This window comes from Nitrospirota bacterium (assembly GCA_016235245.1).
Lineage (GTDB): Bacteria > Nitrospirota > Thermodesulfovibrionia > Thermodesulfovibrionales > UBA6898 > UBA6898.
In genome coordinates, this window is the sequence record JACRLO010000007.1 from 39,448 (window position 1) to 54,962 (window position 15,515).

General features: G+C 50.8%; 14 protein-coding genes. 8 read left to right on the forward strand and 6 right to left on the reverse strand.

What is annotated here, in order from left to right; genetic code table 11:
* Nucleotides 1-126 precede the first annotated feature (126 nt).
* From smc to HZB31_03815, 8 genes are read left to right on the forward strand one after another with little or no spacing between them, the layout of a single operon-like run.
* Nucleotides 127-3,639, forward strand: a complete 3,513-nt coding sequence (smc, locus tag HZB31_03780; protein MBI5847057.1) for a chromosome segregation protein SMC — start codon at nucleotides 127-129, stop codon at nucleotides 3,637-3,639.
* A 1-nt stretch (nucleotide 3,640) separates the two neighbouring features.
* A complete protein-coding gene (locus HZB31_03785; GenBank protein MBI5847058.1) occupies nucleotides 3,641-3,979 on the forward strand; it encodes a PilZ domain-containing protein in 339 nt (112 codons plus the stop codon).
* The gene (locus HZB31_03790; protein ID MBI5847059.1) at nucleotides 3,972-5,324 is read left to right on the forward strand and encodes an FAD-binding protein; all 1,353 of its coding nucleotides are present in this window, start codon (nucleotides 3,972-3,974) and stop codon (nucleotides 5,322-5,324) included. The genes HZB31_03785 and HZB31_03790 overlap by 8 nt, the downstream gene beginning before the upstream one ends.
* Nucleotides 5,325-5,337: 13 nt before the next feature.
* A complete protein-coding gene (gene ccsA / locus HZB31_03795) occupies nucleotides 5,338-6,063 on the forward strand; it encodes a cytochrome c biogenesis protein CcsA (GenBank protein MBI5847060.1) in 726 nt (241 codons plus the stop codon).
* A 34-nt stretch (nucleotides 6,064-6,097) separates the two neighbouring features.
* Nucleotides 6,098-6,847 carry a cytochrome c biogenesis protein ResB gene (locus tag HZB31_03800; protein MBI5847061.1) on the forward strand — a complete coding sequence of 250 codons (750 nt, stop codon included), beginning with the start codon at nucleotides 6,098-6,100 and terminating at the stop codon, nucleotides 6,845-6,847.
* Between the two features lie 36 nt (nucleotides 6,848-6,883).
* Entirely contained in the window at nucleotides 6,884-7,591 is a 708-nt protein-coding gene (locus HZB31_03805; GenBank protein ID MBI5847062.1) for a tetratricopeptide repeat protein, read from the forward strand.
* A 6-nt stretch (nucleotides 7,592-7,597) separates the two neighbouring features.
* Nucleotides 7,598-8,566, forward strand: a complete 969-nt coding sequence (locus HZB31_03810) for an ABC transporter ATP-binding protein (protein ID MBI5847063.1) — start codon at nucleotides 7,598-7,600, stop codon at nucleotides 8,564-8,566.
* Nucleotides 8,554-9,585, forward strand: coding sequence for an ATP-binding cassette domain-containing protein (locus tag HZB31_03815; GenBank protein ID MBI5847064.1), 1,032 nt, complete (start codon nucleotides 8,554-8,556; stop codon nucleotides 9,583-9,585). The genes HZB31_03810 and HZB31_03815 overlap by 13 nt, the downstream gene beginning before the upstream one ends.
* A gap of 30 nt (nucleotides 9,586-9,615) precedes the next feature.
* Here HZB31_03815 and HZB31_03820 read toward each other — a convergent pair whose 3' ends face one another.
* The 6 genes from HZB31_03820 to HZB31_03845 all read right to left on the reverse strand — a co-directional run bounded on the left by HZB31_03820 (nucleotide 9,616) and on the right by HZB31_03845 (nucleotide 15,486).
* Nucleotides 9,616-10,401 carry an HD domain-containing protein gene (locus tag HZB31_03820; GenBank protein MBI5847065.1) on the reverse strand — a complete coding sequence of 262 codons (786 nt, stop codon included), beginning with the start codon at nucleotides 10,399-10,401 and terminating at the stop codon, nucleotides 9,616-9,618.
* Nucleotides 10,402-10,426: 25 nt separating this feature from the next.
* Entirely contained in the window at nucleotides 10,427-11,014 is a 588-nt protein-coding gene (gene hisB / locus HZB31_03825) for an imidazoleglycerol-phosphate dehydratase HisB (GenBank protein MBI5847066.1), read from the reverse strand.
* 19 nt (nucleotides 11,015-11,033) lie between these two features.
* Nucleotides 11,034-12,062, reverse strand: a complete 1,029-nt coding sequence (gene hisC / locus HZB31_03830; GenBank protein ID MBI5847067.1) for a histidinol-phosphate transaminase — start codon at nucleotides 12,060-12,062, stop codon at nucleotides 11,034-11,036.
* 71 nt (nucleotides 12,063-12,133) lie between these two features.
* On the reverse strand, nucleotides 12,134-13,459 hold the full coding sequence (locus tag HZB31_03835) for a diguanylate cyclase (protein ID MBI5847068.1): 1,326 nt from the start codon (nucleotides 13,457-13,459) through the stop codon (nucleotides 12,134-12,136).
* Between the two features lie 12 nt (nucleotides 13,460-13,471).
* Nucleotides 13,472-14,677: a sensor domain-containing diguanylate cyclase gene (locus HZB31_03840; GenBank protein MBI5847069.1), complete on the reverse strand. Its 1,206-nt coding sequence runs from the start codon at nucleotides 14,675-14,677 to the stop codon at nucleotides 13,472-13,474.
* Between the two features lie 71 nt (nucleotides 14,678-14,748).
* Nucleotides 14,749-15,486, reverse strand: coding sequence for a HesA/MoeB/ThiF family protein (locus HZB31_03845; protein MBI5847070.1), 738 nt, complete (start codon nucleotides 15,484-15,486; stop codon nucleotides 14,749-14,751).
* Nucleotides 15,487-15,515: the final 29 nt, after the last annotated feature.

The window sequence follows — 15,515 nt, forward strand, 5'->3', positions numbered from 1 at the left end:
TTTTCACCAATTAAGCAACCCTGTTTTTACCGGGCCAAATTGCTTGTCACTGAATTTTCAGATAAGGTATACTAACAGGCCTAAAGACAGTAGTTTGCATTCATCTCTATTAACTAATACAAAAACATGCGCGTCGAAAAAATCGAACTCATAGGCTTCAAATCCTTTGCGGACAAAACCGTGTTCAGCCTGCACCCGGGCATAACCTGTATTGTCGGCCCCAATGGCTGCGGCAAGAGCAACATTGTCGACGCCTTTCGTTGGGTACTGGGCGAACAGAGCGCAAAAAGCCTCAGGGGCGAGAAGATGGAAGAGGTCATCTTCAACGGTTCTTCTTCAAAAAAGCAGAAGGGTATGTCAGAGGTGACGCTGATTGTGTCCGGCCTCAGCGCAGCGACTCCTTCAGGCAACGGAGATAATGGACAGTCGTCTTCTGATCTGGTCTCCGTCTCCCGCAGACTCTACCGCTCAGGTGAGAGCGAATACCTGATCAACAAGCAGCCCTGCAGGTTGAAAGACCTCAAGGATGTCTTCCTCGACACCGGCCTTGACTTCAGGAGTTACTCCATTTTGGAACAGGGAAGGATCAACGCAATCCTGAACTCCAAGCCGCTTGAAAGAAGGTTCATCATCGAGGAAGTTGCCGGGGTCATGAAATACAAGGTGAGGAAGGCAGAGGCGCTTTCGAAGCTCGAATCCTCCCGCCTGAATCTTGCCAGGATCAGCGACATCATCACAGAGGTGAAGAAGCAGATCAATATCCTCGACCGGCTTGCAAAAAAGGCTGAGAGGTACAAGAAACTCAGGGCAGAACTCAATGCGATCGAACTGAAGATCGCCCGCAGAGAATACCAGCAGATAACCGACTCCCTGTTTGCAATAAACGAGGAATACGGCACGCTTAAAGAGAAGGAAGCAGTTCTGGGTGCCGGTATAACAGAGATAGAGAACAGGACACAGACAAGGCGGATCAACCTTGTCGAAAAAGAGAAGGCCCTTGACCTTGTCCAGCAGGACTTTCAGACAGTTCAGAAAGATATTGCAGAGATCACCCGGCTCATCTCGGTGAGCGGGCAGGACATTATCAATTATGAGGAGTTCCATACAAAGTTTCTCCAGCAGGCAGAAGAGATTGTACAGAGGATAGCAGGATTGACCGCCCGGTACAGTGAGCTTGAGGCCAACGGTTCACGGATCTCTGAGGAGATCGAGGCTGCCACGGCAATGCTCAGGGAAAAGACCGACGCCTTCAAAACGATAGAACAGGAACTCTCTGAAAAAGAAGAAGCAATAGAGGAAAAGAGACGCCAGATTTTCGCTATAGCAGAGAAGATCAGCAGGACCAGAAACGAGAAAGCCCGGCATCAGATCTCTTTTGATTCTCTTGAAAAGAAAGAGACTCTGGCGATCACTGACTCGGAAGAGTCCCGCAAGGTGCTTGCCGAGGTGGAATCGGCGATCGCTGCGGCAGAAGCAGAGATCCTCGGCAGAAACAACGAGGCAATGCTGCTGAAAGAAAAGAGAGAAATTGTCGGTCAGGAACTCTCCTCGCAGAAGGCAAAGCTCGAGAACTTCACCAGAACGCTTGGCGAAGCACGGGAAGAGTTTGCCTCTTTCTCCTCGAGGCTGGATTCGCTCAAGGAGATCGTGCTCGATAAACCGACGAGAGAACTGCTTGCCTTAAGCGGCAATGTGCGGCTCCTCGCTTCTGTCTCTGATGTCTTCGAGGTCCAGGCCGAATATGAGAAGGCAATCGAAAGCGCCCTGTCTGAAAAGGCCGATTCATTCGTTGTTGAGGCCTCTGAAGACATTGAACATGCGATCGATGACCTGAAGGGAAAATCTCTTGACAAGGCATCCTTTATCACTGTGGCGCCGCCGCCTTTTACCCTGCCGTCACAGATCCCATCCGGCATTGTCGGCAAGGCGCTGGACTTTGTCCGCATTAAGGAGGGTTACGCCAAAGTCGCCGAAAACCTGCTCGGCAACATTATGGTCATGCGCGATGTGAAGGCTGCGCTTGAGCTCCGGCAGAGCACTGACCAATTCCTCCTGGTGACGATCTCCGGCGAGGTGATAGAACCCTCAGGTGCGGTTATCGTCGGGGGAGAAAGAGGCATCTTCCGCAGAAAACGCGAGATCCGGGAATTGGAACAGCTGATAGAAGAAAAGAGAGCTGCCATCGAGGCGATGAACCATGAGATGCGGCTTGTCCAGGAGTCTATACAACAGAAAGAAGAAGAGATAAAATCTGTTGAGAACGCCCTTCATCGCTTTGAAAAAGAGCTCTCGCTTGCGCGCATGACGGTTGAGACCTATTTTACCGATAAAGAGCGGATCGGCAAAAAGCTTTCCTATCTTACGATTGAATTAGAGCAGATCATCCGAGAAAAGGAATCCCTGAAGGGGCTCATGGCCCGTGCCGAGGAAGAGGCTGCGGCCCAGGAAGCAGAGAAGGCCGGCATGGAGCAGCAGATGCAGGGGCTTCAGGAAGGCATATCGCAGAAGAAAGAGGAAATAGAGCTGTTCAGGGCAGAGGTCACGGAACTGCGGATGCAGACCGCAACAAACCGTGAAAAGCTTGAAGCTGTCAGAAACGAGATGGAGTCATCCATCAGGACCCGGGAAGAACTCGGCAGAAAAAAAGACGAGGTCGGAAACGAGATCGAGTCAAATCAGACGAGGATATCCCAGAGAAGGGCCGAGATCAGGGATCATGAGGAACGACTGAAGACACGGGTCACTGAAGCAGACGGCCTTAGCCGGGAGATCGCCGGGCGGAAAGAGGAGATTGCCCTTGAAAATGAAGAGCTCTTTGCTGTTGACCAGGAACTCAAATCTCTGAGGCAGAATGCTTCCGCAACCACGGCCAGAATTGCTGAACTGGATGTTGCCCGTGCAGAGCACAAAATGCGCATAGAGAACATTGCCAAAAATATTATGACGAATTATGAGGCAGAGATCAGCCAGATCGAACTCATGGACGTGACCCCGGAAGAAGAGGAGAAGGCTGTTGAACTGAGCAGCAAGATCCAGGAGATCGGGCCGGTGAATCTGGGGACCCTTGATGAGTATGAGGAGCTTCGCACGCGCTATGAGTTCATGACAAAACAGCAGGACGACCTGAACAAATCCATTGCCGAGCTTGAAGAGGCAATAACAAAAATTAACGGCACCACGCGGAAGAAGCTGAGAGAAGCTTTTGATGCGCTCAGAACAAAATTCGCCGAAGTCTTTACAACGCTTTTCGGCGGCGGACGGGCAGAGCTTGTTCTTACGGATGAGAGCAATATCCTCGAGACCGGTATTGACATCATAGCCCAGCCTCCGGGAAAGAAAGTGCAGAACATTCACCTTCTTTCAGGCGGGGAACAGGCCCTCACTGCACTGTCGCTGCAGTTCGCAAGCTTCCTTATCAAGCCAACGCCTCTTTGCATACTGGACGAAGCAGACGCGCCTCTTGATGAGTCGAACACCGAGCGGTATGCAAAGATGCTTCAGGGCCTTTCATCGGGAACACAGTTCATTGTTGTTACGCACAACCGGACCACCATGAGTGTTGCCCAGCATCTTTATGGTATAACCATGGAGGAAGCAGGAGTTTCAAAGGTAATCTCAATGCAATTTGCCGAGGTCTGAAATGGATAATAGAAGTGCGCTCCGCGTCGAGGTTAACGGGCAGATCTGCGGAAAGATGATCCTCGTGGAGAGCCTCGAAATTCTGGACATCAGCATGACCGGGATCAGGTTCAATTGTATGAGGCGGGTGGACATGAACAGTCCGCACAGGATCAAGATAGAAAAGAACGACGTGTCCGTAAATCTCAGGGGAACCATTGTGAGGGCAGCCTTTAAAGGGCTGCAGCAGACAGAAGAAAAGAGCCTGCCGGTTTACGAAGTTGCAATGCACTTCGACCAGTTGACCGACCTCGACAAGAAAGGCCTCGAACAGCTTATCAGTATTCTCTGCCATGAATGACCTTTCAGGACTCCTTCCCGGAAAAACATCCACAGAACCTGAGGACCTCCTCTGCTACGGCTTTGATGCCTCGGGCCTTGAAGCATCTCCTGGCGCTGTTGTCTGGGCGGAGGACGTGCTTGATGTCGTCAAAGTCATGCATTATGCCCAGGAGCGAAACATAGCGGTCAGCCCCCGGGGAGCCGGCTCAGGCATGACCGGAGGATCGATCCCCAGCCAGGGAGCTGTTGTACTGAGCACCGAGCGGCTGAACAGGATCCTTGAGATAGACAGGGAAAACCTTACGGTCCTTGTTGAGCCGGGGGTGATCAACGGTAAGCTGCAGCGGGAACTTGAGCGCCATCGTCTTTTTTTCCCTCCTGACCCCTCAAGCATGAACTTCTGCACGATCGGCGGCAATGTCGCTGAAAATGCAGGCGGAGCGCGCGCACTGAAATACGGCGTTACCAGGGATTATGTCATCGGCCTTGAGGCAGTGCTCCCGGATGGAAGGATCATCAACACAGGTGTCAAGACCGCAAAGGGGGTTGTCGGTTATGATCTGACCCGCCTCCTTGTCGGCTCAGAAGGGACACTCGCTTTTATAACCAAGATCAGGCTCAAAGTGCTCCCTCTGCCTGAGGATGTCATAACCCTTCTTGCTCTTTTCCCCGACCTTGAACCTGCCGGAAATGCCGTGCAGCAGATCATCGCAGAAGGTATTGTGCCGAGGACCCTCGAATTTCTGGATGCCGAGACCATCCGGGCAGTTGAGAACTACAAGACCATAGGCCTTCCTCAGGGGACCGAGGCGATGCTCCTGATCGAACTCGATGGTGCGCCACCGGTTATCACGCGCGATGCGGAAAAGATCACCGCGCTCTGCAGGAAACTCCATGGGGAGATCATCATGGCAGAAAATGAGCTTGCACGCCTGAAGCTTTGGGAGGCTCGCAGGGCGATCTCTCCGGCGCTTTTTCATATCAGCCCCACAAAGATCAATGAGGATATTGTGGTGCCAAGGAGCAGGCTCTCAGAAATGCTGAAAAGACTGAAGATGCTTTCTGAAAGCACAGGGATAAAGATTGTGAATTTCGGCCATGCAGGAGACGGCAATATTCACGTAAATCTCATGGTGGACAAGGCAAACAAGGAAGAGTATGAAAAGGCGCAGAAACTCGTCCAGGAGATATTCAGGATAACCCTTGAACTGGGCGGCACGATTTCGGGCGAGCATGGCGTGGGACTGACCAAGCAAAATTACATTGCCATGGAGATCCACCCGGCAGAACTCGAGCTTATGCAGAAGATCAAGCAGGCCTTTGACCCCAATAACCTGCTGAACCCCGGCAAGATCTTCCCATAAGACAACGGCAGTTATGGACAACATCCTCCTCGCCCTGGCCATCGTCTCAGCAGCGTTCTATGTCTTTGGCTATTATCGCGTACCCTTCCTCTTTGCCGGTCTTATTCTTCAGATCTCCTATCTCTTTGTCCGGGGAATCTCGCTTGACCGCATGCCGCTGGTAGGGCCGCATGATACGCTTTTCTTCCTGTCTGCCTCTATCGTACTTTTCGCCCTGCCTGTTGCCTGGAGGATGAAAGAACGGGAAAAAGTGCTCCATGCCTCAGTCGGCATGGCCGTTGTCTTCATGGCCGTCTCATTTTTATATAAGCCGCATAACAGTCCGCTGCCGCCGGTGCTCCAGACATTCTGGTTCGAAACCCATGTGGCGTTTTCATTTTTTTCGTACGCGCTGTTTGGCATTGCCGCAATATTGGGCGTCATGTTTATGATAAACAGGGACCGCGAGTTCGATCTGGTCCAGTACAAAATTAACCTGGTCGGGTACTGCCTCTTTTCTGCAGCCATGATCTTCGGCGGCATCTGGGCATATCTGGCATGGGGCACCTACTGGCTCTGGACTCCCAAGGAACTCTGGACCGTCATCCTCTGGCTCTATTACAGCCTGTACCTGCATGCACGTTTGCGGCCATGGTGGTCAGGAAGGCCTCTGTCTGCCATGTCGGTTGCCGGTTTTCTTATTGTTTTATTTACGTATCTTGGGGTGAGTCTCTTAATGAAAAGCTCACACTCGTTTTAGGCATGAAGCAAAGAGCAGAAGGCACAGCGTAACCATGAAAATACTGAAAACAATACTGGGCTTCTTCATCTCTCTCAGGACAGCCATTTGGCTCCTGATAGGGCTTATCTGTCTTCTCCTCTTCGGGTCGCTCGTCATGCCAAACCATGAGGAATTTCTTGCCCTTCATACGGTTGCGCTCTTTGACTGGATGCAGGAGATGCCGATGAGCATCGCCTGGTGGCTATGGGCCTGTCTCGCAGTTCTGTCCCTGCTCACTGCCAATACGCTGGTATGCAGTGTCGAGTCGCTCGCAAGAAAACGTGAATCACGGCAATGGCTTCTGATCATATCCCCCCAGGTTATGCATATCGGATTTCTTTTCATCCTGCTTGCCCATCTGCTGAGCTCATATGGCAGCTTTAAGGGAATTACCTATGCATACCAGGGGTCAGTCTTCCAGCTGCCGAACAATCTTGAGGTGAGGTTCAACAAGGTGAATGCTGATGTTGATGCAGCAGGCTATGTAAAGGATTGGTCAGCAGATATCGAATATTTTAAGGACGGCAAAACGCTTTCTCACGACAGGATCCTTCCCAACAGCCCGTCATTCAAAGAAGGCCTTGGCATCTATATCAAGACGATGAAGGTAGCTCCCTTTCCCGTTGCCATGATCGAGGTGAGCAGAGAGCCGGGGGCCCCCTGGGCCCTTGTCGGCGGCATCTTCTTCATGGCTGGCATGGTAACGCTTCTCTTCCTGAAGATCAGGCAGGAGGACCCGATGAATCCTGATTCGAAGGATTGACAAACTTTCACTGTACTACCTATAATCTTAACCATTATGGACGAGCATCTGCAGGAACTCTACGATCTGGGCAAAAAGCTCTTCGAAGAAGGGAAATACAGCGAAGCTGAGCCCCTTCTCCGTGACGTTATCAGGATAAATCCGCGCTATGCTGATGTGCAGAACAAACTCGGCGTCATCAGCAACCTCAATGGAGACCTGAAGGCTGCAGCAGGCCATTTTGAGAAGGCCCTTGAACTTAATCCGCGTTATACCGAAGCATCTCTTAACCTCGCCGTAACCTATAATGACCTCGGTGAATTCAAACGGGCCCAGGAGGTCTTTACCGTTGCAGCGCAGATCGCACATCCTGACCCGGACATGATAGACCCATATATTGCAGGAAAGCTTGCAAACGAACATTTCAAGGTCGGCAATATGTATCTCGAATTCAACATGAACGACGAGGCAATAGAAGAATATCAGAAGGCGGTCAAGCTCCACCCGAAACTTGCAGATGTTCAGACAAAGCTCGGCATCGCGCTCAGGAATAAAGGCAACGTAGAAGAGGCGATCGTGCATTTCGTAAAGGCAAAGTTGATCAATCAGAATTACGGCCCTGCCTGGGTGCAGTTAGGTCTGAGCTATTATATGGAAGGCCTCACCGGTCTTGCCTTTGAGGAGTGGCAGAAAGCCCTTGAGAACAACCCAAACCTGAAGGAAGCAGAGAACTATCTCAAGCTCTTGAAAAAAGAGGAAAAATAACCTGCCGTGTCCCTGCTCGGTGTTAGGGATCTCAATATCTTTTTCCGCTCTGCCTCAGAACCCGTAAACGTCGTATCAAGCCTCAATTTCGATATTAAAGAATCTGAGATATTCGGCCTGGCCGGCGAAAGCGGCTGCGGCAAGAGTATTACCGCACTTTCTGTTTTAGGGATTCTGCCTGCATCCGCCCATGCTGAGGGAGAAATATCCTTCAAGGGCAGGAACCTCCTTACGCTTGACAGGGAATCGGTAAGACGGATACGCGGCAATGAAATATCCATGATCTTCCAGGAGCCGATGACCTCACTGAACCCTGTGCTTACCATAGGATATCAGATAGCAGAGGTGCTGATGACCCATAAGGCCATGAACAAGAAAGATTCCATGGACAAGGCAATCGAACTCCTCAGGTCAGTCAGAATCCCCTCGCCAGAGTTACGGGCGGGAGAATATCCTCACCAGATGTCAGGCGGCATGAGGCAGCGCGTCATGATCGCCATGGCAATCGCCTGCAGTCCCGCGCTGCTCATAGCAGACGAGCCGACAACAGCGCTTGATGTAACGATACAGGCGCAGATCCTTGAGCTCATTCAGGGGCTCAGGGAGGAAAAGAAGATGTCGATCCTTTTCATTACCCATGACCTTGCGATCATCTCTGAAAATGCTTCCAGGGTCGCGATTATGTATGCGGGAAGGATCATGGAGCTTGCCGGGACAGCAGACATATTCAGCAATCCGCGCCATCCCTATACCATGGGCCTGCTTGATTCCCTGCCCCAGCAGAAGGGCAAGGCCCTGAAGCCGATACCCGGGTTTGTGCCAAGGCCTGAGGCCCTTCCTCCCGGCTGCAAATTCTCTGACCGATGCAGCCATGTGCGCAACTATTGCAGGCAGCAGGAACCGCAGCTGTCTGAGATCGCATTGAACCACTTTTCGCGGTGTATCAGGGCAAAAGAGATATCATGGAGCTTCTGAACGTCAGGGGTCTGACAAAGCATTTTGCAATGTCCAGCAGCTTTGGCAAAGCCAAACAGGTTCTCAGGGCAGTTGACGGCGTCAGCTTTTCGATCAACGAAGACAGCGTTGTAGCGATCGTCGGCGAGAGCGGCTGCGGGAAATCAACGGTTGCCCGTCTTGTGCTCAGACTGATCACCCCGACATCCGGCAGCGTTCTTTTTAAGGGAAAAGATCTTTTCAGCTTTGATCGCAAAGAACTCAAGATGTTCAGAAAGTCTGCGCAGATCATCTTCCAGGACCCCTTTGCATCGCTGAACCCAAGAAGGACTGTATATGATACCGTCTCAGAACCCCTCGTGATTCATAAACTTGCTGAACACGCTGAAATGAGGGACAGAGTAGCCGGGATTCTGAACACGGTCGGTATGGGGCCTGAGACCATGAACCGCTATCCCCATGAGTTCAGCGGCGGCCAAAGACAACGGATATGCATAGCACGCGCTCTTGCTGTTTCTCCTGAGCTGATCATTGCAGACGAACCCCTTTCTGCTTTGGATGTCTCGATACAGGCCCAGATATTGAACCTGCTGCACGATCTTAAGCATACGTCAAAGATCGCGTTTCTTTTTATCAGTCACGATCTGAGGGTCGTCCGGTATTTCAGCGATGAAGTCAACGTCATGTATCTTGGGAAGATCGTAGAGCACGCAAAAACAGAAGAACTTTTTGATAAGCCCTATCATCCCTATACCGAGGTACTGCTGGCATCTGCACCGAAGATAATAAACCGTGACGGGTTACGAGTGCTGCGTAATGAGTCTAAAGAATTTTCCTGGTTGGCAGGAGATACACAGGTCACGCAGCACACAGCACGCATTACGGATTTAGGCGATCTGCCAAGCCCTGTCAACATCCCTTCAGGTTGTCCGTTTCATCCGCGCTGCCCAAAACGCTTTGGGCCCTGCGACAGGATTATTCCTGAGCTGAAAGAAAAAAACGGAAGGCTTGTTGCCTGCCATTTATGGCATACGGTCTGATTTCAAAAAGAAATCGTATCAATGGGCTCTTCAATGCGCTGCCCCGTTGTTCATATGCTGCCTCAATACTGCAACTGCCTTTGAGATCTTCTCTGTTTGAGGGAGGCTCGAGATGATCCTCTCGATATGGCCGCACTCTGAGGCAAGCCTGAATGAAACCGGGAAATTGAGGTCATAAATCCAGGTGAGCTGCATTATGCCAAAGTCAATCAGTGTTCTAAGATCGGAGAGCCTGGAAAGCCGTCGTTCCGCAAGACATGCCAGGACGTTATCCGAACATTCCGGCCTGTCAGGCAGACCGAGACCTGCCGCTGACTCCCGCTCTGACGGATCTTTTTTATAATATTCGGCAAATACGCGCCAGATATCGAGTTTGTCAGCATCACGTATCATCTTGAGAAAGAATTTTTTCTCGGGATCGAGCCCCTCAGGGATGGCATAGGCATTATGAAATCTGACCGCATCAACGATAAGTTCCTGTTCATGGGGCGGCAGTGAAGCCAGCACGTTCCTTTCCCTGATCACCTCGGCACCGAGCCTTCCGTGATTCACGGATTTGCTGTCCCTGAAGGTCCGGTATTGAGCATACTGAGGGAACCTGCCGACGTCGTGCAACAGGCCGACTGCCTCGGCAATGAACACCTTATTTCTGTCCTGAAGTATCGCCCGGGCAATCGAAACCATATTTGCAGAGACATTCAGGGTATGCAGCTCTTTGAGAGTGAAATTTTTTCGTTCTTCCTCATTCTCAGAAGAGAATGACTTGCAGTACCGGGGGAACCACAGTCTGAGGTTCAGAAGGTCAACAAGCTCCACGAAATGGCCGCCTGCTTCCTGCTGATTAAAGCGATCCTTTCGTCGAGGGAACGCCCTTGACCCTTGGATCGATCGCAACTGCCTGCTTTAATGCCCGGCCTAATGCCTTGAAGATCGCCTCTATGATGTGGTGAGTGTTCCTGCCATATAATACATTGACATGAAGGGTGATGCCTGCACTGCCTGCAAAGGCCTGAAGAAAGTCCTCGATAAGATCAGGATCGAATTCCCTCAGCTTGCTCTTCTTCGGAAAGGCGACGTTATACACAAGATACTGCCTGCCGCTGATATCAAGGCTCACCTGGGCCAATGCCTCGTCCATCGGGACCGATGCCTGGCCGTAGCGATTAATACCTTTCATGTCGCCGAGGGCCTCCTTAAGGACCTTGCCAAGAACAATGCCGGTGTCTTCGACGGTATGGTGGTCATCAATCTCAACGTCGCCCTTTGCCACGAGCTTCATATCAAAAAGGCCGTGCTTGCACATGAGGGTCAGCATATGATCAAAAAAGGGTATGGGCGTCTTTATCGTATAGGTGCCGGTACCATCAAGCTTCATCTCGGCCGCTATCTGTGTCTCTTTTGTCTTTCTCTCGATCCTGGCTTTTCTCATATCTCTCCCCTGTCCTCTGTTATACGACTTTTTCGAGTGCCCTGAGGAACAGGACATTCTCTTTTGGCGTGCCGACGGTCACCCTGAGACAGCCGGCGACAGCATCGCTGATATTCCTGACAAGTATTCCGTCTTCAAGGAGCCGGCCATATATCTTAAGAGGCTCCTTTACCCTGAAGAGGATGAAGTTCGCCTCTGAAGGAAAAGGCGTCACTCCCCTGATACTCTCCATTGCAGTGATCATCCTGTCACGCTCGGCAGCTATCCCCCGTATCGCTGCTTTCAGCGCCTTCTTTTTTTTGAGCGCTTCGACCGCAACAGCCTGGGAAAGGGCATTCACATTAAAGGGCAGCCTCACCTTGTTCACCTCATCGATGATCTCCTCATCAGCGACGATAAAGCCGAACCTGAGGGCTGCAAGACCGATCTTCGACAGCGTCCTCATAATCACAAGATTCTTGTAGTCGCGCAGCAAGGGAACAAAACCCTTATCACTTGCAAACGGCTGGTACGCCTCATCAACAACAACGAGGCCCTTTGATTCATCGATAATCTTCAGGATCTTTTCAGAAGAAAAGCAGTTGCCTGTCGGATTATTGGGACTGCTCAGAAAAACAATCTTCGGCTTCTCTTTTCTGAGGGCAGCCACCATGCGGTCAAGGTCAATATCAAAATCCTGATCAAGGGGGATCTCTTTTTTCTTCTCGCCAAGGGCCTGGCCGATAATCCCGTACATAGAGAAGGTAGGAACAGGATAGAGGACCGGCCCTCCAAAGGTGGCAATAAGGTAATAGATGAGCTCATCAGAGCCGTTGCCCTGAAGCAGGTTCTGTGGCCTTACCCCGAGATCCTTTGCAAGGACCGCTTTCAGCGCTTTTGCCTCAGGATCAGGATAGCGGTTCGTCAATATCGTTCCGACAGCCTTCAGTGCGCCCTCAAAACCATACGGGCTTTCATTGGCATCGAGCTTTATCCTGCAGGGGATCTCCTTTGCCTGATATGCCCTGAGAGATGCGACCTCTTTTTTAACGAGCTTTCGTATGTTCATGATTGGTGGATTATATCACAAAAGCAGGGAGTCGAAACAGGAGCGTAATGGGGAAAAGATACCTAAAGAACTTACCGGACTCTTCTGCGGTCCATGATGTAGATGCTCTTGGCAAATGACTTTGCATACTGTTTGAGCTCCGCTACCTTCTGGGATATCTCCATCGGATCCCTGACAAGGGTGCGGTCCGTATTGACCACCGCCAGAGAGACGGTCATGATGCCGAACATGGCAGGTTTGTCATTTCGGTCAATCGATATGATAAAGCCCTTTTTGGCGTCTTCGGGGTCGTAATGAGCGATAATCCCTTTATCGAACTCCTCGATAATCTGGGTGCATATTTTCTGGATCCTGTCAGGCGAACAGATGATCACAAAATCATCGCCGCCGATATGGCCGAGAAAGTCATCAGGCGCACCATATTCCTTTTTGATGGCAGTCAGCATTTCAGCCATCCATTTGATCAGTTCGCTGCCCCGGGCATAGCTGTACCGGTCATTGTATGCCTTGAAATTGTCCAGATCAATAAGACAGAAAGAGAAACTCTGCGTCTCGTTCAGTCTCGTGAGAAGTTCCTTTTCTATCGCCAGGTTCCCTGGCAGTTTTGTCAGGGGATTGGCATCAAGGTTTATTACCTCAAGTTCCTTGAGGCGTGATGACATCTCTCTGAATGATATGGCAAGATCGGCAAGCTCATCCGCTCCCTTAATCTCGGGCATGCTGTCAAAGTCTCCGCTCCTGATCGAGTTTGTCGCCTCTTTCAGCCGCTCGATCGCAGCATTAAGGTGGTTTGTCAGGAGTGTGGCAAAAAGGAGGCCGAAGACAAAGGATGTTGCACTCAGTACGATCATGATGAGCAGGGCACGTTCACTCAGGGAATTCGATTGATTGACATGAATGTTCTGCTGGGCCTTGATCTTCAGGTCTATATCTTTCAGTGCAAGGAGAATTTTATTGAAATGCAATTTCAGGTCATGGCCGGATATCTCCTGCGCATCCTGGTTTTTATGGTCCTTAATAAGCTGGATTTCACGGGTAAAAAGCGCATTGTATTTTTCGTGCAGGGAAATGAGCGCATCGATGTTGGCGCTGACGTAATTCTCGGTTTTGCTGATCTCCCCCAGAAGGTTCCTGAAGTCCCTGCTCCTTACCCAGAACAGGTTTTCGGCATCCTGCTGCTGGAGAAGGAGAGACCTTTTTTCATACAGGTCCTGAGCCAGAATGCTGTCGTTCAACCTCGTCAGTTTTTCATTGATCGCGACGGAATTAAAGACAATGGTCCTCGTAATGGCATTGAGTTCCTTAAGGCTGAAAATGGCATACATGCCAACAAGCAGCGTAAAGGATATCATCACGATATATCCGAGAAAGATCTTCTGCCGTAGGGAAAAATTCATATCGTTTCTTTTTTACGTTAACCGGGAATGCTCAAAGAGCATTACCCTGTTCCTGCCTGATTCCTTGGATTTATACAAAGCCGCATCTGCCAGCTTTATCGCTGTTTCTATTGTATCACCATCCGCAGGAAAAGTTGCGACACCACCGCTGATCGACACAAAACCAAGGGGCTGCTTTTCCCGGTGCTTAAAGAGCGTGGTCTCTATCATATTCCTGATCTTTTCGGCATAGATTGCCGCACCCTGCTTGTCCGTGTTGGGGAGCATGACAATAAATTCCTCTCCGCCGTACCGCGCAACGACATCGCGGCTCCGTGTATGCTTCTTCAGGAGTCTGCCAAGCTCCCTCAGGAGATAATCCCCTTCGGCATGACCGTTCTGGTCGTTGTATTTCTTAAAATGGTCAATATCGAACATGAAGATCGATATGGGGAAGTTATAGCTGAGGGCCTTCTGTGCTTCATCAATAGAACGCTCCGCAAAATATTTTCTGTTGTAAAGTTTTGTCAGGGCGTCGGTATTCGCCTCCTCCTGAGCCGTCGAAATCCTCTCGCAGTTCTGCAGGGATACTGCAGCAAGGTCTGTCACCATCGCAATGAGCCGTTTCTCATCGCCCGTAGGGTTGATAAGCCTGCCAAGACCGAGTACGCCAACCAGACGTCCCCTGAAGATCATCGGCGCTGCGTGCATGATCTGACTATCGGCTGTCCTTGAGCCCGGCGGACTGTTTTCCTGGGAAAGCATCACCTTCAGCTCCGCTGCCCTGCCGATATAACCTTCACCGACAGCCATGGAAACCGCCTCTTTCCTTTTCGACCCATAGGCGGCCTCAAGCGTAAGCACCCCCTTCGCTTCGTTATAGATATAGACTTCAATGCATTCAGTATTGACAAGATCTTTCGTTACCCTGATAACCGATGATATGGTCTCGTCAAAGGTGAGGCTTGAGTTCAGATGTTTTACCGTCTCCGGTATGCGGACAACAAAGTAGATATATTTTTCATTCTGTTTTTTCAGTTCATCGATCTGCCGCCGCATATCATTCTTCCCGGATTCCGAAAGAGAAAGCCTCTTTTCAAATTCTTTCTGGTCGTTCAAAAGTCTCTTTCTCTCGAAGATGCCGCCGGAAGCCTTACCGATGAAGAAGAAGACAAACGCGGTCAGACTTGCAATGACAAGAGCATAGGCTGTTTGTGGGTCAGACAGCAGTTCTATCATGGGCGTCCATATCCTTTAGCCGCAGGAGAGCCGGAGAATAATTCAGCATCCTGGCCCTTACGCCATCCCGCTTATTTGAGGTTGCCGCAGGTCGGGCATTGAGGGTCCTTGAACCCCTTGAAAGTCCTGAAGCTCATATCATTGCCTGACCAGACCAACAGCCTGCCCTTTAAGGGTTTGCCGATATTTGCAAGATATTTGATCGCCTCCATGGCCTGCATGGTGCCGATCACGCCAGGGGTTGCACCGAGCACCGGGAAGACCTCTTTGGGAGGGGATTCAGGGAAATAACATCTCAGGCAGGGTGTCTCCGGCGACTGTATGAACGTAAGCCTGCCGTCGAGCCCCCAGATGCTCCCATGGACCAGAGGGATATTCTTCCGGATCGCAGATTCGTTGAGAAGATACCGGGTCGGGAAATTATCCATGCAGTCAAGGATGAGGTCAGCATTCCCGACCAGTTCGTCCACATTCTCTGCAACGATCTTGTCAGTAATTGCGGTAACCGTGATGTGGGGGTTCAGCTCTTCAAGCGTCTGCTTTGCTGAAATTGCCTTGTTTGTGCCGATCCGGTTATGGTTATGGAGTATCTGGCGGTTAAGGTTCGACTGGTCAGGAGAGTCAAAATCACAGATGCGGATATTGCCGACTCCTGCAACTGCAAGGTAGATCGAGACCGGGGAACCGAGCCCTCCGGCCCCGGCAATAAAGATCGTTGAGTTCTTGATCTTTGCCTGGGTCTCTTCTCCCCATCCTTCCATCATCATCTGGCGGGTGTATCTGCTGATCTCTTCCGGTGTGAATGCCATAGTATTCCTCCCCTTCTGCCTCGTGGTGC